The following is a 15398-nucleotide window of genomic DNA, read 5'->3' on the forward strand; positions in this document are numbered from 1 at the left end:
CGGGCGGGGCCGTGGGGCACGCGCAGAGCCTCGCGCAGGGCCTGCCGGTAACTCGTCCGCCCGCCGGGCGGGGCGCCGAGCACCTCGTCGGCGTCGTCGTTGAGGACGATCGCCTCGCAGCGCAGCGATTCCACCAGCGGCCGGGCCAGGCCGGTCTCGAGTGGGGTGACCAGTCCCATCCACAGCGAGGACAGCTTGGGGGTCAGCACGGGGACGGGGACCATGAGCCGGCGGTGCAGTCCGGCCTCCTCGGCGTAGATCTGCATCATCTGCCCGTAGGTCAGCACGTCCGGGGCGCCCACGTCGATCACGCGGCCATCGGCGAGCTCGCCCTCGAGGGGAACCGTGGTGGCGGCGGCGAGGTAGTGGACCACGTCCCGGACGGCGATCGGCTGGATCCGGTTGCTCACCCACTTCGGGGTGACCATGCCGGGGAGCCGGGTGGTCAGGTGGCGGATCATCTCGAAGGACGCGGAGCCCGAGCCGATCACGACCCCGGCCTGGATCACCAACGCGGGCACGGACGAGGCCAGCATGGTCCGCCCCACCTCGACGCGCGAGCGCAGGTGCGTTGACAGATCGGTCTCGCCCTCCGGGTGCAGCCCGGACAGGTGCACGATGCGCCCCACCCTGGCGGCCTCGACGGCGCGGGCGAAGACCTCGGTGGTCTCGCGTTCTTCCCGCTCGAAGTCGGTGGTGTGGCCCATCGAGTGGACGAGGTGGCAGGCCACATCGACGCCGGCGAGCGCCTCGGTCAACGCGGCCTCGTCCCCCAGTCCGCCCTCGTGGATGGTCACCTGATCCCGCCAGGGCACGTCGTCGAGCCGGGCGGGGGTGCGCGCCAGGACCGAGACACGGGCGCCGTCGGCGAGCAGTCGGGGGACGAGGCGGGAGCCGATGTACCCGGTCGCGCCGATGACGAGGACGCGCGGGCCGGACTGGGCGTCGGGGGCCTGGGCGTCGGGGGATCCGTGGGGCGTGGACATACCCGAGACTCTTCCAGTGTGGGCGCGCTCGCGCACCCGTTGTGCGTTCGGCGAGCCGACCCGCATGCTCGACCCGAAACCGGACCCGGGTGTGCCGCTTCCGGGCACGAGAGGCGCGATATCCGGATACTGGATTCAGACGAGGCGGACGGACCGTGACGGACGGAGGGAGAACGGATGGCGATCGGCGCGGCACGACCCCGACAACTCTCCAGGTCGATGGACCTGTCCGGCGTCCGCATCGAGACCGCCAGGCTGCGCTCGGAGCGGGCCGTGGCCACCTTCTGGCGGTGGTGGTCCGAGGGCGGGTGTCGTCGTACGACCGCCGCGATCGAGTCGGGGAACGCCCGCCGGGTGGTCCCGGAGATCACCTCGCTCATCGAGGCCATCGATCCCGGTCTCTCGTGGGAGTTCGTCCCCGCATCCGAGGGTGATCCGCACCGGCTGACCGTCACCGCGGCCGGGGTGCCGGAACTGCGCGGGGTGGCGCGCCGCTGGCTCGCCCAGGCCCCGCCCGACGATTCCGAGTGGACATACGCCGACCTGCGTGACCCGGTCCCCGGGCGCGCCATGCACTTCCGCGACCGGCGGCTGGGGTTCGACGAGGCGGAGGTGGTGGTGGACGTGGGGCTCTCCCGGGCCGACGTGACCGTCCACCATCCCGGGTTCGCCGGACTGGTGGGATCCGATCCCTCGATCGCCGCCTACCTGTTGCTCGACGCGATGTGCGGCGAGGCCGCGGTGGAGACGTGGGTGGGCACGATCCGGTCCAACGCCACGGCCCCGGGTGACGACGCGGTCTCGCTATACGCGCTGCCCGGGATCCTGCGGGAGATCGAGCAGGAGAACACCGACGAGGCGGGGGAGCCGGCCTGGCAGATCCTGCACGGCGACACCTCGCAGGGTCCGATGGTCGCCGTGGTGCGCGTGCCCCTGGTGGCGCTCTCGGCACCGGAGTTCGACCGGCACGTCGCCGTCCACGTGCCCTATACGGATGTCGAGGACTGTGGGCTGCCGGGGTCGGGCTCACTGCCCGGGCTGCGGGACCTCGAGGACCACCTGGTCGACCGGCTGGAGGGCACAGGCGAGTGCGTGGGCGCCGAGAGCTGCAACGGCCGCCGGCTCCTGCACTTCTACGTGGACTCCACGACCCCCGCGCACGAGCAGCTGCGCGTGGCCTGCTCCGGCTGGGACCAGGGCGAGGTGACCCTGACGGTCACCGACGATCCGGGCTGGCGGAAGGTTCAGCACCTGCGGGTGTGAGATCGGCCGAGGCCTGACTCTGGCCCGGCCCCGGTACGGTGCCGACGAAGGCGTCTTCGCCCGGGCCGGTCACCACGGACACCCGCCGGGTGGGCCCGGAACGGGGTTCCACGGAGATCCATCCCGGTATCCGGCCGTCGAGCACCAGGTCGGGCGGGTTCGACGTCGTCGCCCCGCCGGTCGAGGACAGGTCCCAGTCGGCGTCGACCCGGATCACGGTCGGTGGCGTCACGTCAGGACCACCGGGTCCGGCTAGTGCGTCGATCCGACCCTCACTGAGGGCACCGCCGACGTCCCAGAACACCGCGTCCACCGGTGTGCCCACATCAGAGGCGTCAGCGGCAACGATCCGGTACCTGGTCTCGTCGGCGATCGCCGACAGTGATCGCCAGCGGTCCGGGACGTCTGTGACCACTGCGACCCGGTATCCCGCCGCCACCGCGCGGAAGGCCACCTGGCGGCACACGGCGGAGCCGGCCGCGAGGAGCACCGAGCGCAGGTGGGGCCCGGCCAGCTGGACGGCGGCCGCGTCGCCCGCCCGTGTCGCGCCGAGGATCTGACCGCACCCGTGGGCGGGTGGAGCGAGCTCGTCGAGGTGGTCGAGACGCCGTCGGACGAGAGATCCGGCGACCGCATCGGGGAGTTCTTCACCCGGGATGGGAAGCACGCGCGGAGTCGGCAGGGGATGGCATGAGTCCGCACACGGGGGCAGCGCGCCCGGGGTGAGTCCCGCGAGCCACACGCTCGATACCGTGTCGACCACGTCGTGGCGTCCCGGCACGCGTCGGAGTCGGAGCACCTCGGTGATCGCCGACGCTCGCACCGAGGTGAGGGCGTCCACGACTTCACGCGGGCCGGCACCGGGGCGGACCACGAATGCCGTTCCTTCCGTGGGCTCGACCTCTGCCTCGAGGAACCGTTCGGCGAGCTCGGTGGCGTCGAACACCCGGCACGGGACGCCGTGGTGGACCAGTGATCGGCGCAGGCGCTCGGTGGCCCCCGTGATGAGACTCGCGAGGGAGCCCCGCCCCGCGCCGTCCTGGCAGGCCAACGCCAACTCGGAGACGTCGAACCTGAGGAGGAGGTGGACGCGCCGGTGTGAGATCAGCGGCAGCGGACCGACGAGCGAGCCATACACGTCGCCGTCGGGACCCGATGCGGCTCGCCGTCCGTGGACCACGACGTCGATCCCCTCGAGCGACACCCCGCCCTGATCCAGCTGGCGTGCGACAGCGCTCAGCGGGAGCCGTACTCCCCGGAAGTCGGCCGGGTCATCGCGGCCGACCTCTGTGGTCAGGAGGGCACCGGCGGAGATCTCGACTCCTGTCGTCACCACCCGGTGACCCTCGACGCAGCCGACCAGTGAGAAGTCGGGGGAGACGAGGTCCACGACGTCCACGGGGAGACGGCGCGAGCGAGGGCCGCGGACCGAGAGCGGTCGTCCTCGACGACGGACCGTGACCGTACCGGCGACCAGAGTGGCGACGCCGAACTGTATCCAGGGTTGCCACTGCGGAGGGCAGATCACCGCGAGCGCGGCCGAGGAGACGAGGACGACCACGACCGCGGGAAATGCGCGAAGGGTGATCATCGGTCCTCCTCCAGGCCTGGTCGAGGGCGTGGAAGGCCGCCCGGGAAGCCCGGCCACCGGGCCGGGACCGTGGCGTACCCTACCCCCGGAACCCGCCGCCGCGGGGCGTCACAATCGTGGAAGGGACCGGTCCGTGCCGCTGAAGCCGACCACCAGGGCCCAGGTGGATGGACACCGATTCCTGTCTCGCCGGGCCCGTCTCGCGGTGGTCGTCCGGGACGTCCGGATGCTTCATGACCCACTGCGTCGCCAGTCGACAGGGTTCGCGGTCGGTGTGGCCGCCGCCGTTCTCGGCTGCGTCGGTGCCGCGGTCCTGGCTCTGCTCGATCCGATGCCCGACGTGGAACGCGCGGTGATCATGGTGGGCCGGGAGTCCGGCCAGATGTATGTCCGCGCCGGCGACACGGTCCACCCGGTGTTCAATCTCGCCTCGGCCCGTCTGGTGACCGGCCAGCCCGCGGAACCGACAACGGTGCGGGACTCGGATATCGCAGGGACCCGGCGGGGTGGCCTGGTGGGCATCCCGGGAGCACCGTCCGCGTTGCCGGCGCCCCGCGATGCGGGCGGGGTGGCGGCCGTCTCGTGGACGGTGTGCGACGAGGTCGCCGACGCCGACCGAGGTCTCCCCCGGATCGTCTCGACCAGCGTGGTGGCCCGTGACGGAGCGGTGGGGCCCGGTCGCGAGATCTCGCGCGACGAGATCGTCCTGGCGGACCAGGACGGCAGGGGGTGGTTACTGAGGAACGGCACCCGGTCGAGGATCGACCTGGCGGACGGTGACCTCCTGTCGATCCTCGGACTGGACGGCATCGCACCGCGACCGGTCACCGCCGCGTTGATCGACCCGCTGCCGGAGGTCGACCCGGTGGTGCGACCGCAGATCGAGATGGCTGGCAGACCCGTGGACTACGGTTTGGACTCCCTGCGGATCGGGCAGGTGTTCACCGTGGACACGGCCTCGGGTAGGGCGACTTATGTGGCGTTGGCGGATGGTGTCCAGGAGGTCGGTCCGGTGGTGGCCGATGTCATCCGTTCCACCTCGACCGTGGGGCCGGTCGAGGCTGTCGAGCCCGACCGGATGGGCGTTCCGCGATCGGTCGCGTTGGACGTCGACGCCTTTCCCGCGGATCGTCCGACGGTGCTCGCGACCAGCGATTCCCCGGTGTTGTGCGTCCGGGACTCCGGCAGGGAGGGGACCGCGGCCCGTCGGATGACCGTTGTCGCCGGCGCCCCGGCCCCCTCGGAGTCCGAGGCCCGGACGATGGCCGGCGCGGACGGTGGTGGGCCGGCTGTCGACGTCGTCGGGATCCCGGGCGGAGGGATGCTCGTGACGGCGATCGGGCGTGGCACGTCCACTCGTGGCGCGGTCACGACGATCGTCACCGACGCGGGGGTACGGTTCGACGTCCCAGATCAGGAAACCGCTGCAGTGCTCGGGGTGGGTGGCGCCCCGGTTCCGGTGGACGGGGCGATCATCGACAGACTCCCCGCCGGCCCGAGGTTGGATCGCCGTTCCGCTCTGGTCAGCCGGGATGGTCACGACCTCCACTCCGTCGTGGACGAGGCCTCGGGCCCGGTGGGGTGATCGCTAACGCGGTACGACGGCGCGCGGATCCGGTGAGGGTGTCCGCTCGGGCGTGACTTTCAGCACCCGGGCCGGTGGTCGTGGTGGCGGAGGCTTCGGGTTCGGGTCAGAGCGACCACGACCAGGATGGCACCCCCGACGGTGAGTGACCCGGCCGCGACGATCGCACCCGCGCCCGCGCCGGTGTGCCGCGGGTCCGGGGGTGGTGCGGCGATGGTCGTCGACGCGGGCACCGGACGACCGGACCGACGGACCCCGGTGACCGCCGCCACCGGGTCCACCACCCCGTGGCCCACCGCGAAATCGCGGCCGCCGGCGGCGGGGATCGCGGTGCTCTTGATCCGCGCGATCACCTGTCGGGCGGTGAGACCCGGATATGCCTGCCGGACTAGCGCGGCGGTGCCGGCCACGAACGGAGCGGCGAAGCTCGTCCCACTGATGGAGGAACGGGTTCCGTCCCCGTCCACGACGAGGTCCGACACCCCCGCGCCGTCCGCACCGACCGAGCGTAGGTCCACCGCAGGGGCCGCGACATCGACCCACGGGCCCCGGAGTGAGAAGTCCGCGGCGGCCCCGTCCGGTCCCACGCCGCCCACGGCCAGCACGTGATCGTCGTACCAGGCGGGTACCGCCACCGTGAGCGCGTCGTCCCAGCCGTCATCACCGGCTCGTGTGGGGTCGGGGGAATCGGGGTTCTGGTCTCCGCAGGTCTGGCCGACGTTTCCCGCAGCCGCCACCAGGACGACGTCGTGATCGACGGCGGCGTAGCGAATCGCCCCGCCGAGCGTCTCGTCGGCCAGCGGGGTGCCGGCGGCAACGCAGGCGACCTCAGAGATGTTGATCACGCCCGCGCCCGCGTCGACAGCCGCGCGGATCGCCCTGGCGAGGGACGTCAGCGTGCCGACACCTGATCCGACCACGGAGTCGTCGGATGAACGTTCAGTGGTTCTCAGGACACTGCTCGACTGCCGGATGGAGACGATCTCGACGCCCGGGGCGACGCCGGAGTGTCCCGAGTCGTCCTCGATCGCGGCCAGCACCCCGGCGACGAGTGTGCCGTGCGCATCGCAGTCCTCGGTGCCGTCCCGGCCGGGCACGAGGTCACCCGCACCACGGACGCGTGGTAGCCGGGGGCCCGGGTTGACACCGGTATCGATGACGGCGACCACCTGCCCTTCGCCCCTTCCGTGAATCCAGGCCGCGCTGAGGTCGGCGGATGTCGCGGAGGGGGGAGGGGCGGACGGATCGAGGACCGCGGCGGTCGTGCGGCAGGGACCGCCGAACCGCAACGAACCGGGCTCCGCGGCGACGGGATCGATAGGGCCGACCTCCGGCAGGGGGCCGTCGATGGAGGGGCGTTCGAGAGCGACCGCTGACGGACCGCCCGCGCCGAGGGCGGTCAGCATCGCCACGGTGGTGGCGAGGGAGAGCGCGACGACCGGTCTCATCGCTGACGGACGGTCGAATAGACGTCCATGGCCCCGACCGCGAGCGGAACCATCATGCAGATCACCAGCACCTCGATCGTCCCGACCGCACGCAGCACGGCGGGGGAGAGCTCCACCTGCGGGAGCGCCGTCACCGCGATGGCGACAGCAGCGGCGAACGCGGCAGCGGCGGGGACGACGACTCCGATCGGCGAGGTATGCGTGAACGCCGCCCCGATCAGTACACCGGCCGCCAGGGCCAGAGCCGACCCCAGAAGCACATTGGTATGGACCCGATCGGAGTAACCCAGCCCGCGAAGCACCAACATCACGATCACCGCCAGTGCCAGAGGAGCGGACCATCCGGGGGATCCACCGGTGCCGCTCAACGCGATCAGCGCGCCGGCCGTGCATGCGGCGCCCCCAGCGGACAGCAGGCCGGTGAGCCACGAGCGACAGGTGAGGAAGCGATGCCTGAGCGCTGCCGGTGTGGGGAGGGGTGCGTGTCTCCGCAGATCGTCGGGATGCCCCGTGTTCACGTCGCGACCGACGTGGCCGAGTTCGCCGACATCGATGTCCTCCCCGGGAGCCGGGACCGCTGGGATCGGGATGCGGGCCGCCGAGACCGAAACGCCGGGTGCGGCAGTGAGGATGAGCAGGCCCAGGAGAACCACACCGGCCCCGATGGCGTGCACCGGCACGGTGGTGTACGCGGCGACCGTCGCGGAGATCGCCCCCACGGCCGTCACCAGCGTCAGGGCCAGGTATCCCGCCGCGAGACCGTATGACCGACCGGGAGCCGGGCGGAAGACGGTGCACCGCAACAGACCCGCGACCACGGATCCCGCGGTCAGGCCACCCACCACACTCCCCGCTCCGACCGGGGCCGCACCGATGGTGCCTGCCGCGATCACCGTGAACCCGATCGTGGCGGCCGCTGCCACGGCGTGAGTCGACCCGGGGGCATCGAACCGCCGCAGGGTGAGGACCGTCGCGAGTCCGACCGCGGCGAACAGCGCCGCGACCAGAGGGGTCAGGATCCCGTCGGTGTGCCGCCACTGCGTGACGAGCGCGGTGGCAGCGGCCGCCGCGGCCACGGCGATCGCCGCGGTGGCTGTTGCGACGGCGTCGCGGCGTCCCCAGATTCGGGAGCGTGCGACGTCGGGATCGGTCAGCCCCTGGAGAACGTCGTCGAACAGCGGTGCCGGTGTGGGCACGGGCCGGTGGTCAAGCACGAGGATCTCGCCGTCGTGCACGCGCTGTTGGGCGAGTGTCTCGGAGATGGCCAGCGGCCCGCCCGCCAGCCTGGAGAGCTGCCATGACCCGTTCGCGCTGCCGCCCATCTCGGAGTCCACGTCCACGTGCGAGGCGGGTCCCGCGGCCGCCCTTATCCGATCCCGGACCAGGTCGACGACCTCTGGGATCACGGCGACGAGTTCCAGGTGGGCCGGCAAACTCAGGTCGACACGGGTGGTGCGGCACACGATCGACACCCGACGTTGGTCCAGCGGTTCGACGCCGGACGCCACCGCCCGGAGCTCGTTCTGTCCCGTCACCCCAGAATCCTCCACTCGTCCGACTCACCGACACTGTCCTCCCGGTGGGTTGAGGTCCCCGTCGCGACGTGAACTGCCCTAACATCGCGCTTCGACACGGCGACCATTGTCGAATGCGGGGCGTACTCGTGGGGGGCCCTCCTCTGGGACCGGGTGGGGGCCGGCCGGTCTGGAACCGGCCGGAGGACACGACGGCGGGCATCAGGCGGGGCACCAAGCGGGGCATCAGCACGGGAGGAGGGCGCGGATGGGAGACGTGGTCTTCACCCGTGGCGAGCGAGTCGAGCCCCCGGTGGTGCCGACCGGCGAGCTCGAGTTGCAGGCCCCGCCAGGATTGCCCCGGCCCACTCCCCGGCCCCTCGTCCAGATCGTGCTCCCGATCATCCTGGTCGTCGCCGTGGCCGGCATGGTGGTCGTGATGCTGCGGACAGGGATGATGCGCAACCCGATGTTCATTCTCTTCCCGGTCATGATGGCCGTGTCCGCCGTCGGCATGCTCGCCGGAACCCTGTCCGGCGGCAACAAGACCGGCGAGACTGACGAACTGCGCAAGGACTACCTGCGGTACCTGGGGCAGACCCGGGAAGAAGTCCGCGAGATCGCGGCCGCGCAACGGCGGGCCGCGTTGTGGAGGCACCCGGACCCGGCAGGACTGCCCGCGCTGGTGGGGACCCCACGGATGTGGGAGCGGGAGGAGGGCGATGCCGACTACCTCACTGCACGTCTGGGTCCCGGACGACAGTCGCTGGCGACGAGACTGTCCGCGCCCGACACCGGTCCGGTGGACGACCTCGAACCGGTCTCGGTGGTGGCTATGAGGCGTTTCGCCAGAGTCCACTCGGTGGTGGACGGCTTGCCGGTCGCAGTGGAGCTGCGGGCCTTCGCCGTCGTCTCCCTGGACGGCGATGTCGACGTGGTGCGCGCCGCTGCCCGGGCCGCGCTGGCGGGCCTCGCCGTGACCCACGGGCCCGACCGGGTCCGCATCGCGGTAGCCGCGAGCGAGGGGCAGGCACGTCGAGCCTGGGAGTGGCTCAAGTGGCTACCGCACCACGCACATCCGACGTACACGGACGGCGGCGGACGGGTACGACTGACCGAGTTCTCCCTCGCCGGTGTCGAGGCGATGCTGGCCGAGGAGATCGCGGCCCGACCGTCCTTCGGGGCGGGCGCGACGCCTCGGCCGGGGGAGCCTCATCTCGTGGTCGTGGTGGACGGTGTGGGTGTCAACGGCGCGGAGCGTCTGGTCGCGGAGGACGGGTTGGACGGCGTGACCGTCCTGGAGGTCTCCGGGAGTCGCGCCGGTCAGTTACGCGACCTCGCGACGAGGCTCGGGCTGTGTGTCCGGGTCCACGATGACGGCGGCGCCTCGGTGCGGACCGAGTCCGGGCAGGAGTTGGTCGCGCGCGCGGACGCCATGAGCCTTCCGGAAGCGGAGCGACTCGCCATGGCACTCGCTCGATACCGGCCCGCGGATACCGTGACCAACGCGGACGGCTCCACGTCGATGAGGCGCGTCCCGGGCCTACCGGACCTGTTGGGGATCGGGTCGGCGGCCAGGGTCGATCCGGCGGTGGCATGGCGTCGACGAGGTGGACGTGATCGATTGCGCGTCCCGGTGGGTGTGAGCCCGGATGGTGCGCCGGTGGAGTTGGACCTCAAAGAGGCCGCGCATGGCGGGATGGGACCGCACGGACTGTGTATAGGCGCGACGGGCTCCGGCAAGTCCGAGTTCCTCCGCACTCTCGTCCTGGGTCTCGTCGCCACCCACGACCCGGACGCGCTCAACCTGGTCCTGGTGGACTTCAAGGGTGGGGCCACGTTTCTCGGACTCGAGTCGCTGTGCCATGTGGCTGCCGTGATCACCAATCTTCAGGCCGAGATCACCATGGTCGACCGGATGCGGGACGCGCTCGAGGGGGAACTCAACAGGCGCCAGGAGGTGCTCCGCGCGGCGGGCAACTACGCGGGGGTCGGCGACTACGAGGCGGCGCGGGCGAGGGGTGCCCAGCTGGACCCGTTGCCCGCTCTGGTGATCGTCGTCGATGAGTTCTCCGAACTCTTGTCCTCCAAGCCGGAGTTCGCGGAGTTGTTCCTCACCATCGGGAGGCTCGGTCGCAGTCTGCACATCCACCTCCTGTTGGCGTCCCAACGGCTCGAAGAGGGGCGACTGCGGGGTCTCGACAGTCACTTGTCCTACCGGATCGCACTCAAGACGTTCTCCGCGACGGAGTCCCGCACGGTTCTCGGCGTGACCGATGCGTATCACCTGCCCGCCACGCCGGGCGCTGGCTTCCTCAAGGTCGATTCCGGTGATCCGGTGCGCTTCGACGCCGCCTATGTCTCGGGCCCTTACCAGGAGGATCGTCGGCGGGAGGGGGCGTCCGTCGCGGCACCGGTCGCCCGTGCCACGGTGCGACAATTCACGTCCTGGTTCATGCCGGTGGCCGCTCCCGTCCCTCCGGCCAGCGACTCCGTCTCCGATCGAGGGGGCCCGGCCGATCACGCCGGTCGGGACGATCAGGAGGAGGGCTCGAGTCTGCTCGACGTTCTCGTCGGTCGGCTGTCCGGCCACGGGCGACCCGCGCACGAGGTCTGGCTCGCGCCACTGGGTGCCGGAGCCGCCCTCGACTCGGCGGTCGGCAGAGAACCGATGGTCCCGGATGACGCCGACCCGCCGAGTTGGAGCTTTCCTCTCGCGGAGGTCGACCTGCCCTTCGAGCAGCGCCGAGCCATCTGGTCCGTGGATCTCTCCGGGGCGGACGGCAACGTGGCGGTGGTGGGCGGGACGAGGTCGGGCAAGTCGACCGCCTTGTGCACCCTGGTCCTGGCCGCCGCGGCGACGACCGGGCCCGACAGGCTCTCGGTCTACGTCGTGGACCTCGGTGGCGGGGCCCTCCAGTCGATCTCCCCGCTCCCTCACGTCGGAGGAGTCGCCCGGCGCGGCGAGGACGAGAAGGTTCGCCGTACGGTCGCGGAGGTCGACGCCGAACTCAAGCGGCGGGAAGCGGTCTTCCGTGACCAGGGCCTGACCTCGATCGACCAGGCCCGCCGCAGACTCGTCCAGCGTGATGGCCGATCAGTCGCCGAGTACCCCGACATCATGTTGGTGATCGACGGTTGGCAGGCGTTCAGGACGGAGGTCGAGGATCTCGAGCAGGTCGTGCTGGGGCTCGCGGCGGACGGTCTTGCATACGGTGTCCATGTGGTCCTGTCGGCAGCCCGGTGGGCCGACCTCCGGCCGGCGCTGCGGGACGCGCTCGGCACGCGTGTCGAACTCCGGTTGGGCGATCCCACGGATTCGATGATCGACCGCCGCGCGGCGGTGACCGTTCCCGCCTCCCCCGGACGGGGTCTGACCCGGGACCGACACCACATGCTCATCTTCCAACCCAGACTCGACGGGCTCGTCGACCCGGGGGGCATCGCCGACGCCACTGCCTCGGCCTCCCGGCATCTGGCGCAGCGGTGGCGCGAACTCGCGGGTCCGGTCACCGCGGCGCCGGTCAGGATGCTCCCGGAAACCCTGCCGTACGGCCAGCTCGCGAGCCTGGCACGACCGGGACCGGACGGTACCCGTTCACGCGTGCCACTCGGGGTGGACGAATCCGACCTGAAGGTCGTCTACGCCGATCTGGACGCCGATCCGCTGATGTTGGTGCTGGGTGATTCGGAGTGTGGCAAGACCTCCGTGCTACGAGCCCTCACCCGGGGACTGATCTCCGGCAACACCGCGCAGTCGGCGAAGATCATCGTGGTCGACTATCGGCGCACCATGCTCGGCGAGGTCGAGGGCGACCACCTCGCCGGGTACGCCGCCACCGAGACCGCGCTGGCGCCTATGGTCGAGCACCTCGTGGAGATCCTCGAGCAGCGGATGCCCGGGGCGGAGGTCACTCCAGAGGAACTCCGTTCGCGGTCGTGGTGGGACGGTCCTCGAATCCACCTCGTCGTCGACGACCTCGATCTCGTCGTCACGGGTGCGGGAAACCCGCTGACCCCACTGGCCCGCTTTCTCCCGCACGCCCGCGACATCGGGTTCTGCGTCGTACTCGCGCGGCGGTGTGCTGGTTCGTCTCGGGCCCTGTACGACCCCTTCGTCGGGAGGATCCGGGATCTAGGCGGCGCCGGCCTCATCATGTCCGGGAGCAGGGAGGAGGGGCCGCTTCTCGGTGGGGTTCGTCCCACGCCCATGCCGGCGGGTCGGGGCAGGTTCGTCACCCGGAGCGGCGGTGTCCATCTGGTGCAGACCGCACTGGCGTTGCCATGACCCGGGTAGCAGTGAGCCTCGCGGTCGACCTCTCGTGCTCCGGACTCGCGGTGGCGTCGGCGTCGGCGTCGACCGTCCTCTCCCCGTCGGTCACGCCGACCTCGGTACTCGCCGGTGTCTACGGGACAGCGTTGCCCCCGGGGGGCGATCGGATCGAGTGTTCCGATCGTGTCGACTCCCTCGCTCTTAGCCACCCGGACCGGTGTCTGCTCGATCCGGTGGCGAGCACCCACCGCGATCGCACCGAGGTGGCGGGCCTCTCCGTTCCCGTGGACGAACTCCTGGCGGCGCCCGTCTCCAGGGCACTCCGGTGGGGCGGGGCGGGGGAGGGCGACGGGGTGGTGCTCCTCGTTCCCAGTGAGTGGGGCAACACCCGATCCGCTCGGCTGGCCGCCGCGGCGGAGGGGCTGGGGGTGGCTCCGCGGATCGTCCGCTCCGCACTGGTGACCGCCGACGCTCTGCCCTCCTCGTCAGCCCGCTGGGCCGTGTGCGTGGAGGCATCCGAGGCCCGGACCATGGTGAGTCTCGTGGAACGCACACGCGGGGAACTGACCCTGATCGACCGGGCCCTCGTCCACCGCTGGGACCCGCGCCGGGATTCGATGCGCGACGACGAGGTCTCCCGTGTGATCGATGCGGTGACCGCCCTCCGACGGGCGAGGCGTGAGGCGGGCACCGGTTCGACTGAGGTTCTGGCTCGTGGACGCAACTGCGAGCGAGTGGTGGACGCCTGCGATCAGGCCCGATTGCTGTCCTTCGTCGTGCCGGAGACCGCTCCGGTCGAGGCGGCACTGCGACTGCACGAGGATGTCTGAGGCTGCTCGGGCCGGCGATGAGGAGGGAACCGAACGCGGTCGCAGCGGCGTCGAACACTGTGACGGACCCACGAGGGGGCCGCAGGACGACAAGGGGAGGACGAGATGGCCGGTTTCAACACCCACATCGGGACCATGGACACCGCGGCCAGGCGGGTCGACGAGGTCAACATGGAGATCGATCGACTACTCGGGAACGTCCGGGACTCGGTGTCGCAGCTCGGGGGATCTGTGTGGCGGGGTGCGGCGCAGGCGCGGTTCGCCACCATCATGACGGAGTGGCAGCAGCAGAGCGCCAAGCTCAACTCCGCCCTGGCGGGCATCTCGGAGACTATGCGGGTCAACAGCACCTCGTTCGACGCCGCTGATCAGGACTCCGCGCAGGCCATCAGCAGAATCGGCGCCTCCGGGCCTCTGAACATCTGACCACCCATCCTCGAATCGGGAGAATACTCATGACCTCAGGACAGATCACCTACAACCACGGCCCGATCGAGGCGTTGGTCGGCCAGGTCGGCTCGGCCTCCACCGCGTTGCGGACCACCCTCGATGACCTCAAGACATACCTCGCGCCGCTCGTCGCCGAATGGGAGGGCGACGCCGCCGTCGCCTACCACGCCCACCAGAACGACTGGGACCAGGCGGCGGCAGCTCTTCAGGCGATGCTCGCGGAGATCTCGCGGGCAGCGAGTCAGGGCAACCAGGGAATGGCCGATGCCGACCGCCGCGCCGCCCAGGGGTGGGGTTGACCCGCGCGGCGGGTATGACGATCGCGGTCTGAATGACCGAGTCCTGGCGGGCCGCCGCCCTGCGGTTCGTGGGCCCCGGTAGCCGAGTGTCCGGTGACCGGGGTCGGCGGCCTTTTCCGGGCGGTGATCGGGAGATCAGGCGGGGATCATCGACGCCCCACGTGCAGCACACCGTTCTTGCGCCTGTAACAGCATGAGGGGGTCGTGTCATCGCGCCCCCTCGACGGCGGATGGGCCCGCTTGGCCTGGCACTTCGGAAGTGTTCTTGAGGTAGACGGCGAGCATCGAATCCCACTCGTCCTTCGACATTGCGAGGTAGGCCGCTCCACAGGCCAGGTGCACGCCTTCCAGCGCGTTGTGGGACTTCTGTTGTAGGGCGAGGCCTTCGGCCATCCAGCCAAGGCGGTCGAACCCGGGCCGCCATCGTGGCGTTCGACCCCGCTGTTCGGGGAGGCCGAGGAAGCTGTCCTCATATCGGGCCTGCCAGGCGTCCAATTCGGCCCAGAGGTCTCCGCCCGGGTCCACAACTCGGCCACCGTAACGATCGACGTTCGCCATGATCGCGGCCGACATCGTGGACAGCTCGGGCGGCATCTGGCTGCTACCGAACGGCTGGAACGGCATGGCCTGCCGATCGAACACGTCCCTCTTGCCGTCGATCTTTCGATATCCCCTCCAGTCAGGGACGCGATCTTCGACCTGCTCTCTCACAGGCTCAGGGAGCGCGTCGAAGAACGTGGAACCCACATAATAATAAGGGATCTCATTCCTGATAAACCCACAGAGCGTGAGCCCCTCAAGCGCCACCTCCACCATTTCCGAGTCGTCAGGTCCGGGCATTCCGCTAAACCGCGCTTCCTGGCATCTGTGTAACTCATCTGACCAGGTCCGGATTCTCTCGCCGAGATCGTCGGTGAGGAAGAGCGACTCCGGCGTAGGGAATAGCTCCCACTCCCGCAGTTCGTTTCCCACCCAGTTGGCAAACGGGCTGTTTCCCCCGAACAAGGCGTATTCCAGAGTGGTTTCGGACGAGAGCGAAAGCCATGGTGCAGCGCCCGAGAGAATGGATCCGACGATGAAGTCCCCGTCGGCGGTGTGAACGGCGCTGCCGTAGCTCATGGACATACCCCACGCACTAGCCCCGGTGATTCACGGGCCG

The 15398-nt window shown here is 70.5% G+C and carries 11 protein-coding genes; 6 read left to right on the forward strand and 5 right to left on the reverse strand.

The window, feature by feature from the left end; genetic code table 11:
* The coding region (locus G6019_RS16805; protein ID WP_182628117.1) for an NAD(P)H-binding protein at window positions 1-986 on the reverse strand (986 nt) is incomplete at its 3' end.
* A gap of 177 nt (window positions 987-1163) precedes the next feature.
* Here G6019_RS16805 and G6019_RS16810 point away from each other — a divergent pair.
* Window positions 1164-2249, forward strand: coding sequence for a DUF695 domain-containing protein (locus G6019_RS16810; protein WP_182613206.1), 1086 nt, complete (start codon window positions 1164-1166; stop codon window positions 2247-2249).
* On the opposite strand, the gene G6019_RS16815 is transcribed toward G6019_RS16810, so the two are convergent.
* Entirely contained in the window at window positions 2203-3840 is a 1638-nt protein-coding gene (locus G6019_RS16815) for a type VII secretion protein EccE (protein WP_182613205.1), read from the reverse strand. The two genes, G6019_RS16810 and G6019_RS16815, sit on opposite strands and share 47 nt — an antisense overlap.
* A 133-nt stretch (window positions 3841-3973) precedes the next feature.
* Here G6019_RS16815 and eccB point away from each other — a divergent pair, with 133 nt between their 5' ends.
* Window positions 3974-5425 carry a type VII secretion protein EccB gene (eccB, locus tag G6019_RS16820; RefSeq protein WP_182613204.1) on the forward strand — a complete coding sequence of 484 codons (1452 nt, stop codon included), beginning with the start codon at window positions 3974-3976 and terminating at the stop codon, window positions 5423-5425.
* A gap of 59 nt (window positions 5426-5484) precedes the next feature.
* Here eccB and mycP read toward each other — a convergent pair whose 3' ends face one another.
* Both mycP and eccD read right to left on the reverse strand, forming a co-directional pair.
* On the reverse strand, window positions 5485-6873 hold the full coding sequence (mycP, locus tag G6019_RS16825; protein ID WP_182628118.1) for a type VII secretion-associated serine protease mycosin: 1389 nt from the start codon (window positions 6871-6873) through the stop codon (window positions 5485-5487).
* Window positions 6870-8408: a type VII secretion integral membrane protein EccD gene (gene eccD / locus G6019_RS16830; protein WP_182613016.1), complete on the reverse strand. Its 1539-nt coding sequence runs from the start codon at window positions 8406-8408 to the stop codon at window positions 6870-6872. The genes mycP and eccD overlap by 4 nt, the downstream gene beginning before the upstream one ends.
* Before the next feature lie 247 nt (window positions 8409-8655).
* Between eccD and eccCa the strand changes: the two genes are divergently transcribed.
* From eccCa to G6019_RS16850, 4 genes are all read left to right on the forward strand, one after another.
* Complete coding sequence (gene eccCa, locus G6019_RS16835) at window positions 8656-12675, forward strand: type VII secretion protein EccCa (RefSeq protein WP_182628120.1); 4020 nt, start codon at window positions 8656-8658, stop codon at window positions 12673-12675.
* Window positions 12672-13490 carry a hypothetical protein gene (locus G6019_RS16840; protein WP_182613015.1) on the forward strand — a complete coding sequence of 273 codons (819 nt, stop codon included), beginning with the start codon at window positions 12672-12674 and terminating at the stop codon, window positions 13488-13490. The genes eccCa and G6019_RS16840 overlap by 4 nt, the downstream gene beginning before the upstream one ends.
* 105 nt (window positions 13491-13595) lie before the next feature.
* A complete protein-coding gene (locus tag G6019_RS16845; RefSeq protein WP_107757033.1) occupies window positions 13596-13916 on the forward strand; it encodes a WXG100 family type VII secretion target in 321 nt (106 codons plus the stop codon).
* A gap of 29 nt (window positions 13917-13945) precedes the next feature.
* Entirely contained in the window at window positions 13946-14239 is a 294-nt protein-coding gene (locus tag G6019_RS16850; RefSeq protein ID WP_107757032.1) for a WXG100 family type VII secretion target, read from the forward strand.
* A 207-nt stretch (window positions 14240-14446) separates the two neighbouring features.
* Here G6019_RS16850 and G6019_RS16855 read toward each other — a convergent pair whose 3' ends face one another.
* Window positions 14447-15358 (reverse strand): hypothetical protein, encoded by a 912-nt coding sequence (locus G6019_RS16855; protein WP_182613014.1) that lies wholly within the window; start codon window positions 15356-15358, stop codon window positions 14447-14449.
* Window positions 15359-15398: the final 40 nt, after the last annotated feature.

Source organism: Dietzia sp. DQ12-76, from assembly GCF_014145045.1.
GTDB lineage: Bacteria > Actinomycetota > Actinomycetes > Mycobacteriales > Mycobacteriaceae > Dietzia.

Bases quoted from the DNA above. Each gene is read 5' to 3' on its own strand.
- G6019_RS16810 (WP_182613206.1), top strand. From the start codon at position 1,164: ATGGCGATCGGCGCGGCACGACCCCGACAACTCTCCAGGTCGATGGAC.
- G6019_RS16815 (WP_182613205.1), bottom strand. From the start codon at position 3,840: ATGATCACCCTTCGCGCATTTCCCGCGGTCGTGGTCGTCCTCGTCTCC.
- mycP (WP_182628118.1), bottom strand. From the start codon at position 6,873: ATGAGACCGGTCGTCGCGCTCTCCCTCGCCACCACCGTGGCGATGCTG.
- eccCa (WP_182628120.1), top strand. From the start codon at position 8,656: ATGGGAGACGTGGTCTTCACCCGTGGCGAGCGAGTCGAGCCCCCGGTG.
- G6019_RS16840 (WP_182613015.1), top strand. From the start codon at position 12,672: ATGACCCGGGTAGCAGTGAGCCTCGCGGTCGACCTCTCGTGCTCCGGA.
- G6019_RS16845 (WP_107757033.1), top strand. From the start codon at position 13,596: ATGGCCGGTTTCAACACCCACATCGGGACCATGGACACCGCGGCCAGG.
- G6019_RS16850 (WP_107757032.1), top strand. From the start codon at position 13,946: ATGACCTCAGGACAGATCACCTACAACCACGGCCCGATCGAGGCGTTG.
- G6019_RS16855 (WP_182613014.1), bottom strand. From the start codon at position 15,358: ATGAGCTACGGCAGCGCCGTTCACACCGCCGACGGGGACTTCATCGTC.